Below are 13,144 nucleotides of genomic sequence, written 5' to 3'. Positions count from 1 at the left end.
GGTGACGGGCACCCGAAACAGGACATGCTTGGAGAGCGGGACCCCCGCACTCCCCAAGAGGTACGCCATGGAATCATGTGAACTCATCCCCGGCCGCGGCATCCGCCGCGGCGATATCGACGTTTTTTTCGGCATGCGGCGCAAGGCACTGCGCGACGCGCTCGGCTACACGGCCGGCGGCGACGGCATGTGGGACGACGAAGACGAATACGCCGGCACGGACGGCACCGACTGGCTAGTGCTCCGCTTCCTCGACGACCGACTCTGCGATATCGAAGTGCGGGGCGGCAGCCTCGTGCACGAGGGCATCGAACTGAAGAACACCCTCATGCCCACGTTGCGGGTCGATCTCGAACGCAAGGGCATGGCGCTCGAAAAGACCGAGTGGCTATCCGAAGGGCATGACTGCGTGGATCTCCAGATCGTCGTCGCCGCGGAATCGGACATCGACGACTACTCCGACGACACGGGCGACAAGATCGCCTGGGTCATCGCCAGCAGCGACTTCAAGGTCGAATGACCATGGGGCCGACCCGCATCGTACGGATCCTCCGCATGGCGATGGCGATCGCGGTGTCGGCCCTGCTCGCCGCCTGCGCGACCACACCGGCGGCCACGCCCGAACGCAGCGCGCTGGCCCGGTGGTCGCCCTCGCCCAACTTCAACGCACGCAAGGCCCAGCTCATCGTGCTGCATCACACCTCCACGACGAACGCCGCCGAGGCCCTGCGTATCCTCAAGGGCCGCAACAGCGAAGGCCCGGTAAGCGCGCACTACCTCGTCGAGGCGAACGGCCAGATCGACCAGCTCGTCGACGAGCGCGCACGGGCATGGCACGCGGGCGTGTCGTCGTGGGCCGGCATGACCGACCTCAATTCGTCGTCCATCGGCATCGAGCTCGACAACGACGGGGTGGCGCCCTTTACCCAACCGCAGATCCAGGCCCTGGTGAACCTGCTCGCGGACATCACCTCGCGGCTGGGCATCCCTCGCGACGCGGTGGTAGGCCACGGCGACATCGCACCGGGGCGCAAGACCGACCCCAGCGCACGCTTTCCCTGGGCCACCCTGGCCCGCTATGGCTTCGGCCTGTGGCCTGACATGCCGCTGATCCCCGCGCCCCCGGGCTTCGACAGCCTCGCCGCGATGCGCCTGGTGGGCTACGACGTATCCAACCCACGCGCGGCGATCGTCGCGTTCCACCGGCACTACCGCGGCATGGCATCGGACACGCTCGACGATACGGATGCGTCGATCCTCTATTCGCTGCAACGAAAGCGGATGGCCCCACGCGCCTGAGCGCGACACGCCTCGGCGGCAGGTGCGCCCCTCAGCGCGGACCCTCGGCATCCGACGACACGAACGATGCCGCCCCACGGTCCGTCAATAAGCGAAGGAAGCGAACGCCGTCACCGTTCGCTCGACGGCCTCGTCGTCGATGCCCAGGTGCGTCACCAGCCGTACCGATGGCAGGTAGCCGATGCTGAGGCGGATACCGGCCGCCGCCATGTGCGCCGCGAGGTCCTTCAGACGAGCCGGAGGGACATCGATGAAGACCATGTTCGTATGCTGGGCGGTGACGCTCAGGCCATCGATGCGGCGCAGCGCGTCCGCCAGCCGATGGGCGCGAGCGTGATCGTCGGCCAGCCGCTCCACATGGTGGTCGAGCGCATGCATCGCCGCGGCCGCCAGCATGCCGGCCTGGCGCCATCCGCCGCCGGCCACCTTGCGCCAGCGTCGTGCCCGATCGATGAATGCGACGTCGCCCAACAGAACCGAGCCGACCGGTGCTCCCAGCCCCTTCGAGAGGCAGACGGACACGCTATCGAAACCGGCGGCCACCTCGCGCGCCGGCTTGCCATAGGCGATGGCGGCGTTGTACATCCGCGCGCCGTCCAGATGAAGCGTCAGGCCCCTTCGCGTGGCCAGTTCGCGGGCGCGCCCCAGATAGGCGAAATCAAGGGTGCGACCGTGCCAGGTGTTCTCCAACGCCAGCACTTTGGATCGGGCGAAATGCGGGTCCACCGGCTTGATGGCCGCCTCCACCTTATCGAGCGGAAGGCTGCCGTCGGCATCCTGCGCAATGGGCTGTGGCTGGATGGACCCAAGCACGGCGGCGCCGCCGCCTTCGAAACGGTAGGTATGCGCATCCGCGCCGACGATGTATTCGTCGCCGCGCTCGCAGTGGGACATCAGCGCGAGCAGGTTGCTCTGCGTGCCCGTGGGCACGAACAGCGCAGCGGGAAAACCGAGGTCAGCGGCCAGGCGATCCTGGAGGGCGTGGACGGACGGATCTTCACCGTAAACATCATCACCGACGGGCGCGCGGAGCATCGCCTCGCGCATCGCGTCGGTGGGCTGGGTGACGGTATCGCTGCGGAGGTCGACAGGGCGCATGGCATGGGTCGGTCGGACGGGTCGTCCATGCTAGCCGAGCCCGGCAGGCGAACGAAATCGCCGCGCCGCCCCATCGCCTGCGCTTCACGCGACGGGTGCATCATGGCCACATGATCACGATCGTCATGGGCGTCTCCGGCAGCGGCAAGAGCACCATCGGCGAGGGACTCGCCCAACGCACCGGGGCGGCCTTCATCGATGGCGACACACTGCACCCGCCTGCCAACCGCGACAAGATGGCACGGGGCATCCCCCTGGACGACGCCGACCGGCAACCCTGGCTGGAAGCGATCGTCGCGCAGATGCAGCACCATCGCGAGGCGGGGCGTTCGCTCGTGCTGGCGTGTTCCGCGCTCAAGACGCGCTATCGCGATGTCCTGCGCCAGGGTCACGATGATGTGCGCTTCGTCTATTTGCGTGGCTCGCGGGACGTGCTGGCATCACGCCTTTCGCATCGCAGCGGTCATTTCTTCGATCCTGCCCTGCTCGACAGCCAACTGGCGACGCTCGAAGAGCCTTCGCACGAGGAAGCGTTATGGGTCGATATCGGCGACTCGCCCGCGTCGATGATCAAGGAGATCCTGCGTGCGGGTGGTGCTCCCCTGCACGGCTGAAACCGGCGCGGAGACGATGTGCCGTCGCGGCAGGTCCGCGCGCACGGCGATGCGGTCGGCGGCCGTGAAAGCGGTACATCGAAAGCGTACTCGCCGTAGCCCGCCACCGGAGCCGCAGACGCCGGCCTGCGCCGGTGCGACGTTAACCTCACCCTGTCGTCCCGGCGCAGGCCGAGATCCACCGCGATTCAGTCGGTTATCGCGAGAGCGCCACATCGGAAGGGTGCTCGCGATAACCGACCACCGAGGCCAGGACGCACCGAGGTGCGATCGGTTGCCGCGAGGGCGCCCTGCCTGGGCGCCCTCGCGATCCCGCCGCCTTACTTCGGCAGTGCGTAGGCGATCACCCAGTCGCCTTGCTTGGTCCCGAGCGAGCCGTGACCGCCGGCCACCACGAGGATGTACTGTCGGCCGCTTGCGTCCGAGTAGCTCATCGGCGTCGCCTGGCCGCCGGCGGGAAGACGGGCCTCCCACAGCTTCTCGCCCGTGCGCACGTCATAGCCGCGGATGTAGTCGTCGAGCGTGCCGCTGAGGAACGTCACGCCGCCAGCGGTGGTGAGCATGCCGCCGAGGCTGGGCACGCCTAGCGGCATCGGGATCGGCAGCGGGGCGCTGTCGACGATGGTGCCGTTCTTGTGCTTCCACATCGTGCGGCCCGTGCCGAGATCGACACCCGCCACGTAGCCCCACGGCGGTGCCTGGCACGGGATGCCCAGCGGCGAGAGGAACGGCGACAGCTCGATGCCGTAAGGGATGCCCTTGGCCTGCTTGATGCCCTGCGTCTCGCTCTTGGGCTCGCTCACCTCCATCTTCGCCAGTTGCTCCTTCGGGATCAGCCGCGACTGGAACGCCATATAGCTCGGATTGAGCAGCAGGAGCTGGCGGGTGGGATCCACCGACACACCACCCCAGTCGAACACGCCGAAGTTGCCCGGATACACCAGGGAGCCCTGCTCCGATGGCGGCGTGAACATGCCCTCGTAGCGCAACGAGCGGAAGCGGACGCGGCACCAGAGCTGATCCAGCGGCGTGGTGCCCCACATGTCCTTCTCGCGAAGGTCGGCCGGCGCGAAGTTGAGGTCGGACATCGGCTGGGTCGGCGACGTATGGTCGCCCGGCACCGCGCCCTGCGGACGCGGAACCTCGTGGATAGGCACGATAGGGGTGCCGTCGCGACGATCCAGCACGTAGATGCTGCCCTGCTTGGTGGACGCGACCAGGGCCGGCTTCATGCCGTCCGACGTCTTCAGGTCGATCAGCGTGGGCTGGCCGCCGATGTCCATGTCCCACAGGTCGTGGTGCGTGAACTGGTAGTTCCAGCGCACCTTGCCCGTGGCGACGTCGAGCGCGACGACACCTGCGCCGTACTTCTCCGAGGTGGGCGTGCGCGTGCCGGCGAACTGGTCCGGCGTCTGGTTACCCATCGGCAGGTAGACCATGCCCAGGTTCTCGTCGACGCTGAAGACCGACCACACGTTCGGCGAATTACGGGTGTAGGTCTCGCCCGGCGCGATGGGCGCCGTGTCGTCGGGCTTGCCCGGGTCCCAGTTCCACACCAGGTGGCCGTCATGCACGTCGAAGGCGCGGATGACGCCCGACGGCTCGTTGGTGGATTCGTTGTCGGTGACGTGGCCGCTGATGATCACCAGGTTACGCGTCACGGCCGGGGGCGAGGTGGAGTAGTAGCCACCCGGGGTGAACGGACCGATGTTGGCGCGCAGGTCGACCGTGCCCTGGTTGCCGAAGTCGGCGCAGGGCTTGCCGGTGTCGGCGTCCAGCGCGATCAGGCGCGCATCGGCCGTGGGCAGGAAGATCCGCCGCGGGCACACGGCGGAGGCCGTCGCCGTGGGCACCCAGGCCGTGGAGGCCGCCGCCGGTGCGGACGTCGAGGCCGGTGCGGGCGTGGTGGCGGCGTACTTCGCGTCGTCGTGGTACGACACCCCGCGGCAGGTCATGTGCTCCCAGTGCTTGAAGCCGACCGGGCTCTGCAGGTGCGGATCGAAGGCCCAGCGCTGGGTGCCCGTGGCCGCGTCGACCGCGATCACGCGGCTGTGCGGCGTGCAGATGTACACCGTGTCGCCGATCTTGATCGGGGTGTTTTCGTCGGTGGTCTCGGTCGGGTCATCCGGGCCCGGGCGATCGCCGGTCTGGATCTTCCAGGCCACTTCCAGACGATGCACGTTGTCCGCATTCACCTGCGACAACGGCGAATAGCGCTGTCCGTACGGCGAGCCGCCGTAATCGGTCCAGTCCCCGTCGGGGCGCATCGCGCGATCGCCTTCCGGACCCGCCACGTCCGCCATCTGCAGGTCGCCGCGCAGGTCGGGGTTCGGCTGCAACGCACCGGCAGCGCCGACCGCGCCCATCAGAAGCAGGGAGAGAAACAGGACGCCGCCGCCGGTGCCCCGGGCCGTGTTGGTGAAGCGCCCCGGGCTCAGGCCGCGACGCGACCACGGCAGAAGCAGCCACAATCCCAGGCCAAACCACAGGTCGAGGCGGGTCAGCAGCTGCCACCAGTCCAGGCGCACTTCCCACACCGCCCACGCGGTGGTGCCGATCAGCAGCAGCGAGAACACGTAGACGCCCAGGCGCGAGCGGCACAGCAACAGCAGCGCCGAGAGCAGGGTCAGCAGGCCCGCGACCAGGTAATACGCCGAGCCTCCCACGTGCAGCAGCTGGAGGCCGCCCCACAACAGGACGGCACCGAACAGGCCGAAAACGATGGCGGTGAACACCGTCATCGGGTGGAACGCGCGGACTCTCACATACATGGGCTTGCCCCTTGAAACACTGCCCGAAAGCGTGGGCGCCGCGCCGTGAATCCAAGGTGGAGGATGATCCGCGATCCTCTCAGCAGGAGGGGCGCCGCCGCCCTGCCGCGTTTTCTTGCGGCCGGTGAATCCGCCCACGACGGATCACTCCCGGCCGATCAAGGACATACGCGAACCCCCTACATATTGTGTTGACCTCCCCCTCCCCCGCCTATATCGTGTGTCCCGCTGGTGTCCGAGGAGGCGCGACTGCCCGTCGGAACTAATAGGGAATCCGGTGCGAATCCGGAACTGCCCCGCAGCGGTAAGTGGAAACGACCCCGGAACGAGGCACTGGTCCATAACGACCGGGAAGCCCCGGGTAGGCCCGGCGAAAGCCCCCGTCCACGAGTCCGAAGACCTGCCAGCAATCGACGCCACGACCGGCGTCGACGAGGGTAGTGGCGGCTTCCGCGGGGAGGCGCGTCGTGACCGGAGCCATCGGCGCTCCGTCCCGGCCGTTTCCGCGTTTGCCCCACCGCTCCGCTTCGAGCCCCGTCCACACGGACGGGTGTCTGAACCAGTTGCTGGGGCAAGCCAGACATGACCACGATGGATTCCGCCGCGCGCGAGCGCACCGAGACGGCCGATACGGCCGCCGTTTCCCCTTCCGCCCCCGCCGCCGACAAGGCACCCGCCACCGGCTACCGCCAGGAGGCCCCGCCGGCCTTCGCCCTCACCCCGCCGCACAACCCCGGCCAGATGCGCGTCACCAAGCGCAACGGCGGCCAGGAAGTGGTCGACGTCAACAAGATCGTGCGCGCGGTGACCCGCAGCGCCGACGGGCTCTACTCAGTCGACCCGATGCGCGTGGCGCTCAAGACCATCGGCGGCCTCTACGACGGCGCCACCACCCAGGAACTCGACCAGCTGTCGATCCGCACCTCCGCGGCGCTCACCGCCGAAGAGCCGGAATACGGCCAGCTCGCCGCGCGCCTGCTCGCCGCGTTCATCGACAAGGAGGTCGCCGGCCAGGAGATCCAGTCGTTCTCGCAGTCCATCGCCACGGGCTCGGAGCTGGGCATCCTCAACGACCGCCTGCGCGATTTCGTGCAGGCCAACGCGCGCAAGCTCAACGACGCCATCGACATCAACGCGTCGCGTCGCTTCGAATACTTCGGCCTGCGCACGGTCTACGACCGCTACCTGCTGCGCCACCCGACCAAGCGCTTCGTCATCGAGACGCCGCAGTATTTCTTCATGCGCATCGCCTGCGCGCTCGGCGGCAACGACGTGGCCGAGACGCTCGAGCTCTACCGCATGCTCTCCTCGCTGGAATACCTCGCCAGCTCGCCCACCCTGTTCAACGCCGGTACCGCGCACGAGCAGCTGTCGTCGTGCTTCTTGCTCGACTCGCCGCAGGATGCGCTGGAATCCATCTATGCCAAGTACGGCGACGTGGCGCAGCTGTCCAAGTTCGCCGGCGGCATCGGCCTGGCCTACTCGCGCATCCGTTCGCGCGGCTCGCTGATCAAGGGCACCAACGGCCACTCGAACGGCCTGGTGCCCTGGTTGAAGACCCTCGATGCCTCGGTCGCCGCGGTGAACCAGGGCGGCAAGCGCAAGGGCGCCGCCTGCGTGTACCTGGAGAGCTGGCACGCCGACATCGAGGAGTTCCTCGAGCTGCGCGAGAACACCGGCGACGACGCCCGTCGCACGCACAACCTCAACCTCGCCAACTGGGTACCCGACCTCTTCATGCGCCGCGTGGAGAACGACGGCGACTGGTCGCTGTTCGATCCGAAGATCGTGCCGCACTTCGTCGACACCTGGGGCGAGGCGTTCGAGGCCGCCTACGCGAAGGCCGAGGCCGACGGCCTCGCCGTGAAGACGATCAAGGCGCGCGAGCTCTACGCCCGCATGCTGCGTTCGCTGGCCCAGACCGGCAATGGCTGGATGACCTTCAAGGATCGCTCCAACGCGACCAGCAACCAGACCGCGCGGCCGGAAAACGTCATCCACCTGTCCAACCTCTGCACCGAGATCCTCGAAGTCACCAACGAAAACGAGACGGCGGTGTGCAACCTCGGCTCGGTGAACCTCGCCCGTCACGTCGTGGACGGCGCCTTCGACTTCGACAAGCTCGCGACCACCGTGCGCACCGCGGTGCGCCAGCTCAACCGCGTGATCGACCTCAACTTCTACCCGATCGCCACGGCGAAGACGGCGAACGTGAAGTGGCGCCCGGTCGGTCTGGGCGTCATGGGCCTGCAGGACGTCTTCTTCAAGCTTCGCCTGCCGTTCGACTCCGACGAAGCGCGCACGCTGTCCACGCGCATCCAGGAAGAGATCTACTTCCATGCGCTGTCGCAATCGAACGAGATCGCCGAGCGCGACGGCGCCCACCCCGGCTTCGACGAAAGCCGCGCCGCCAACGGCGAGCTGCAGTTCGACTACTGGCCGGCCGCCACCCCGAACGGCAAGGACGAGCGCTGGGCCGAACTGCGCGCCCGGATCAAGCAGCACGGCCTGCGCAACTCGCTGCTCATCGCGATCGCACCGACCGCTACCATCGCCTCGATCGCCGGATGCTACGAATGCATCGAGCCGCAGGTGTCCAACCTGTTCAAGCGCGAAACGCTTTCGGGCGACTTCCTCGTGGTCAACCGCTACCTCGTCGAGGAGCTGAAGACGCTGGGCCTGTGGACCGCCGAGGTGCGCGACCAGATCAAGCTCGCCGAGGGCTCGGTGCAGGGCGTGGCCGCCATCCCGGCGCCGCTGCGCGCCGTCTACCGCACCGTGTGGGAACTGCCGCAGAAGGCCTTGATCGATCTCGCCGCCGCGCGCGGCGCGTACATCGACCAGAGCCAGTCGCTGAACCTGTTCATGGAAAACCCGAACATCGGCCAGCTCTCCTCGATGTACATGTACGCCTGGAAGTCGGGCGTCAAAACCACCTACTACCTGCGTTCGCGCCCCGCCACCCGCATCGCCAAGACCACCGTCAGCGCGACCGCCTCGGCGCCCGTCGCCCCGGTCGTCGACGCGCAGGAGCAGGCGACGGCGGCGGTCTTCTGCTCGCTCGAGAATCCCGAGTACTGCGAAGCCTGTCAGTAACCGGGGGACCGGACGCGACGTGGGGGCGCATGGACGTGCGATCGAGCGAACCGGTGGCGCCAGGAAGGCGTTACCGGCCTTCTCGACCTGACGATCGTCGCGCCGCCACGTCCTGTCCGCCCTCTCCCGCAAAGCCTTTTACGAATTTCGAGGTCCGCCACCCATGTCCACCGTTCCCGTCACCCGCGACTCCCATCTCCTCGATCCCGGCTTCGAGCTCACCCTGCGCCCGATGCGGTATCCGAAGTTCTACGAGATGTACCGCGCGGCCATCCGCAACACCTGGACGGTGGAGGAAGTGGACTTCTCGCTCGACGTGACCGACCTGAAGTCGAAGATGTCGGACGCCGACCGCCACCTCATCCATCGCCTCGTGGCGTTCTTCGCCACCGGCGACACGATCGTGTCCAACAACCTCGTGCTCAACCTCTACCAGCACGTGAATTCGCCTGAGGCGCGGATGTTCCTCTCGCGCCAGCTCTACGAAGAAGCCCTGCACGTGCAGTTCTACCTCACGCTGCTGGACACCTACATCCCCGAACCGTCGGAGCGCAACAAGGCGTTCGCGGCGCTCGAGAACATTCCCTCGATCCGCCAGAAGGGCGAGTTCTGCTTCAAGTGGATCGACTCCATCCAGAACCTCAACCGCCTGGAAACCCGCGAGCACCGTCGTCAGTTCCTGCTGAACCTGATCTGCTTCGCCGCATGCATCGAGGGCCTGTTCTTCTTCGCCGCCTTCGCCTACGTGTATTACCTGCGCTCGCGCGGCCTGCTGCACGGCCTGGCCTCGGGTACCAACTGGGTGTTCCGCGACGAGTCGGGCCACATGGCGTTCGCGTTCGACGTGGTGCGCACGGTGCGCGAGCAGGAGCCGGATCTCTTCGACGACACCATGCGCCAGCAGGTGGAAGACATGCTCGAAGAAGCCATCGCGTGCGAAACGCAGTTCGCCCAGGACGTGCTCTCCGGCGGCGTGGCCGGCCTGTCGGTGAACGACATGCGCCAGTACCTCGAATACTGCGCCGACCAGCGCCTCGTGCAGTTGGACATGCCTAAGAAGTACGGGGCGAAGAACCCGTTCGACTTCATGGACCTCCAGGACGTCCAGGAGCTCACCAACTTCTTCGAGCGCCGCGTGTCGTCCTACCAGGTGGGCGTGCAGGGCGAGGTCACCTTCGACGCTTCGTTCTGACCCCCTGGCCGGCCGCGATCGGTTTCGTTTTCACGAAGGGAACCGATCGCGCCGGGAAACGCGTCGATGCGGCAGTGCAGCAATTTCGCGATAGAATGGGCTCACTCATGACCGCCGACGCCACCATGCTTCCCATCGCCCGTCCCACCGAGGCCCGTCTCCTCGAGATCGTCTTTCCCGACCACACCAACCACCTGGGCACGTTGTTCGGCGGCCAGGCGCTGGCATGGATGGACAAGGCGGCGTTCCTCGCGGCCTCGCGCTATTCGCGCAAGGTGGTGGTCACGGCCCGTTCCGAGCAGGTGGATTTCCATGTGCCGGTGCGCAAGGGCCAGATGGTCGAGCTGATCGCCACGGTGGTGTCCGTGGGCCGCACCTCCATGAACGTGGACGTCGCCATGTACACCGAAGACCTCATCACCGGTGAGCGCGAACTATGCACGCGCGGCAACTTCGTGATGATCGCGCTGGACAGCGACCACAAGCCCACGCCGATCGAATCGCTGACCCCGGCCTGAGCGCCGGCCAGGCCGAGCCAGTCCGACGTCCATAGGCACGGGCCCCGCCCGCGACCCGCCCCTCCCCGGAACAGGCCAAGGCGCCGGCACCCGCCGCCAACCACCGCTGTTGACTTCGAGCGCACTCGAAGTCGTACGCTTCCCGTCATGCCTACCGCCATGACCATCGCCGAGGCCGCCCTGGCCACCGGCCTGACGACCCACACCCTGCGCTACTACGAACAGATCGGCCTGATCGATCCGGTGCCACGACGCAGCGGACAGCGCGTCTACGGCGACATCGAGATGCGTTTCATCCAGTTCGTGCTCAAGCTACGCGCCACCGGCATGCCCATGCGCGATATCCAGGCGTACGTGCGGCTGCGCCGCGAGGGCGATACGCCCGACAGCATCCGCCAGCGCGGCGACCTGCTGGTGCGCCATGCCGCCCACCTGCGCGAGCAACGGGCCTCGCTGGACGAAACCATCGTCCGCATCGACGAGAAGATCGCCCTGTACGGATCGATGTACGCCGACGCCACGCCTTCCCCCGCCGCGGCGTCACCCGCCACGGCTTCCGCCCCCTCGAACCCAAGGAAACACGCATGAAGACACGCACCCTCGGCAGGAACGGTCCCCAGGTCTCGGCCCAGGGCCTGGGCTGCATGGGCATGAGCGAGTTCTACGGCCGTGGCGACGATGCGCAGAACGTCGCCACGCTCGAGCGCGCCCTGGAACGGGGCATCACCTTCTGGGACACCTCCGACGCCTACGGACCGCACACGAACGAGGCATTGATCGGCCGTGTCCTCCAGGGGCGTCGCGAGGCGGTGTTTCTGGCCACCAAGTTCGGCATCGTGCGTGACCCCGACGATCCGTCCAGGCGCGGCATCAGCGGTCGCCCGGAGTACGTGCGCACGGCCGTGGAAGGCAGCCTTCGCCGCCTGAAGACCGATCACATCGACCTGTATTACCAGCATCGGGTCGACCGCGAGGTGCCGATCGAAGAGACCGTCGGCGCCATGGCCCGCTTGGTCGAAGAGGGCAAGGTGCGCTACCTGGGGCTGTCCGAGGCATCGGCGGCGACCATCGCCCGCGCCGTGAAGGTGCACCCGATCGCCGCCCTGCAGAGCGAATACTCACTGTGGACGCGCGACCCGGAAACCACCGGCACCCTGGCCGCCTGCCGCGAGCACGGCCTCGCCCTGGTCGCGTACAGCCCACTGGGCCGAGGCTTCCTCACCGGTGCCATCACCCGGCCGGAAGACTTCGCCGAGGACGATTACCGCCGCCACAACCCCCGGTTCATGGGCGAGAACTTCACCCGCAACCTGGCCCTCGTCGACAAGGTCAAGGGCATCGCGGCCGACAAGGGGTGCACGGCCGGCCAGCTGGCGCTGGCCTGGGTGTTGGCCAAGGGCGATGACATCGTGCCCATCCCGGGCACCAAGCGCGTGCCCTACCTGGACGAAAACGCCGACGCGATGGACGTCGTGTTGAGTCCGGACGAGATCGCGCAGATCGACGCGGTGTTCCCGCCGGACGCAGCGGCAGGCGACCGCTACCAGGCGGTGATGATGGGAACGATCAATGGCTGAGAGAGGTGTCGAGGGGCCGAACGCAGGGACGCGATGCGCCTTGCGTGCGCCTCGCCGCACCCGCCTGCCGTCTCCGGGGACCGACGCCCTATAATGGGCGTCGGTTCCTGCCTTCCCCTTCCTCATGCCGTCTCCCGAACATTCGCCGCTCGGCAAGGCCACCGTCTACGCCGATCGCTACGACGCCAGCCTGCTGTTTCCCATCCCACGCCAGGGCAAGCGCGACGAGATCGGCGTCGACGACGCCGCCTTGCCATTCCATGGCGAAGACCTCTGGAACGGCTACGAGCTGTCGTGGCTCGACGCGCGCGGCAAGCCACAGGTGGCGGTGGCGACGTTCCGCGTCCCGGCGACCACGCCGAACATCGTCGAATCCAAATCGTTCAAGCTCTACCTCAACAGCTTCGCCCAGGAGCGCATCGACTCGCCCGCCGCCCTTGCCGACACGCTGACGCGCGACCTCTCAGCCACCGCTGGCGGGCCGGTGCAGGTGACCCTGCACGCCCCGGACGACCTGCGTGGCACGCCCATCGGCGAACCGGATGGCCACCTGATCGACGCGATGGACATCGACATCGACTGCTACGGGCCGCCCCGGGCCGATTTCCTTCGCGCCGGCGACGGTGAGGTGCGCGAGGTGCTCGTGTCGCACCTGTTGCGCTCCAATTGTCCGGTGACCGGCCAGCCGGACTGGGGCAGCGTGCAGGTGTCGTACGTGGGCGCCCCCATCGACCCTGCGGGCTTGCTGCGTTACCTGGTGTCGTTCCGCAACCACACCGAATTCCACGAACAGTGCGTGGAGCGCATCTTCATGGACCTGCGCGCGCGATGCGCGCCGCGAGAGCTGACGGTGTACGCGCGCTACACCCGCCGCGGCGGCCTGGACATTAACCCCTTCCGCAGCACCGACGCGGCCGCGCGCCCATCGAACCCGCGCGGCGCCCGTCAATGATGAACAGGGCATTCATGCACTCTTCAT

General features: G+C 67.4%; 11 protein-coding genes and 1 riboswitch. Of the genes, 9 read left to right on the top strand and 2 right to left on the bottom strand.

Annotated elements, in window-relative coordinates; all coding sequences use genetic code 11:
* The first annotated feature begins 67 nt into the window (after positions 1 to 67).
* Positions 68 to 520, top strand: a complete 453-nt coding sequence (locus PI246_RS11845; protein WP_320551498.1) for a hypothetical protein — start codon at positions 68 to 70, stop codon at positions 518 to 520.
* Between the two features lie 2 nt (positions 521 to 522).
* On the top strand, positions 523 to 1,299 hold the full coding sequence (locus PI246_RS11840; protein WP_320551497.1) for an N-acetylmuramoyl-L-alanine amidase: 777 nt from the start codon (positions 523 to 525) through the stop codon (positions 1,297 to 1,299).
* 84 nt (positions 1,300 to 1,383) lie between these two features.
* Here PI246_RS11840 and ltaE read toward each other — a convergent pair whose 3' ends face one another.
* On the bottom strand, positions 1,384 to 2,397 hold the full coding sequence (gene ltaE, locus PI246_RS11835) for a low-specificity L-threonine aldolase (protein ID WP_320551496.1): 1,014 nt from the start codon (positions 2,395 to 2,397) through the stop codon (positions 1,384 to 1,386).
* Between the two features lie 110 nt (positions 2,398 to 2,507).
* Here ltaE and PI246_RS11830 point away from each other — a divergent pair, with 110 nt between their 5' ends.
* Positions 2,508 to 3,011 carry a gluconokinase gene (locus PI246_RS11830; protein WP_320551495.1) on the top strand — a complete coding sequence of 168 codons (504 nt, stop codon included), beginning with the start codon at positions 2,508 to 2,510 and terminating at the stop codon, positions 3,009 to 3,011.
* 320 nt (positions 3,012 to 3,331) lie between these two features.
* On the opposite strand, the gene PI246_RS11825 is transcribed toward PI246_RS11830, so the two are convergent.
* Positions 3,332 to 5,782: a glucose/quinate/shikimate family membrane-bound PQQ-dependent dehydrogenase gene (locus PI246_RS11825; RefSeq protein WP_320551494.1), complete on the bottom strand. Its 2,451-nt coding sequence runs from the start codon at positions 5,780 to 5,782 to the stop codon at positions 3,332 to 3,334.
* A gap of 212 nt (positions 5,783 to 5,994) precedes the next feature.
* Positions 5,995 to 6,204, top strand: a riboswitch (cobalamin riboswitch).
* A 160-nt stretch (positions 6,205 to 6,364) separates the two neighbouring features.
* Here PI246_RS11825 and PI246_RS11820 point away from each other — a divergent pair.
* The 6 genes from PI246_RS11820 to queF all read left to right on the top strand — a co-directional run bounded on the left by PI246_RS11820 (position 6,365) and on the right by queF (position 13,117).
* Positions 6,365 to 8,878, top strand: a complete 2,514-nt coding sequence (locus PI246_RS11820; RefSeq protein WP_320551493.1) for a ribonucleoside-diphosphate reductase subunit alpha — start codon at positions 6,365 to 6,367, stop codon at positions 8,876 to 8,878.
* A 163-nt stretch (positions 8,879 to 9,041) separates the two neighbouring features.
* Positions 9,042 to 10,070, top strand: coding sequence for a ribonucleotide-diphosphate reductase subunit beta (locus tag PI246_RS11815; RefSeq protein WP_320551492.1), 1,029 nt, complete (start codon positions 9,042 to 9,044; stop codon positions 10,068 to 10,070).
* A gap of 107 nt (positions 10,071 to 10,177) precedes the next feature.
* Positions 10,178 to 10,588, top strand: a complete 411-nt coding sequence (locus PI246_RS11810; protein ID WP_320551491.1) for an acyl-CoA thioesterase — start codon at positions 10,178 to 10,180, stop codon at positions 10,586 to 10,588.
* 147 nt (positions 10,589 to 10,735) lie between these two features.
* On the top strand, positions 10,736 to 11,176 hold the full coding sequence (locus tag PI246_RS11805) for a MerR family transcriptional regulator (RefSeq protein ID WP_320551490.1): 441 nt from the start codon (positions 10,736 to 10,738) through the stop codon (positions 11,174 to 11,176).
* Positions 11,173 to 12,165, top strand: a complete 993-nt coding sequence (locus PI246_RS11800) for an aldo/keto reductase (RefSeq protein ID WP_320551489.1) — start codon at positions 11,173 to 11,175, stop codon at positions 12,163 to 12,165. Before PI246_RS11805 ends, PI246_RS11800 begins: the two co-directional genes overlap by 4 nt.
* Positions 12,166 to 12,289: 124 nt before the next feature.
* Complete coding sequence (gene queF, locus PI246_RS11795; protein WP_320551488.1) at positions 12,290 to 13,117, top strand: NADPH-dependent 7-cyano-7-deazaguanine reductase QueF; 828 nt, start codon at positions 12,290 to 12,292, stop codon at positions 13,115 to 13,117.
* Positions 13,118 to 13,144 lie beyond the last annotated feature (27 nt).

The sequence above is a fragment of the Luteibacter sahnii genome, assembly GCF_034063545.1.
Lineage (GTDB): Bacteria > Pseudomonadota > Gammaproteobacteria > Xanthomonadales > Rhodanobacteraceae > Luteibacter > Luteibacter sahnii.
Note: the sequence above shows the minus strand (reverse complement) of the source record. Positions and strands in the feature narration are given on the sequence as shown.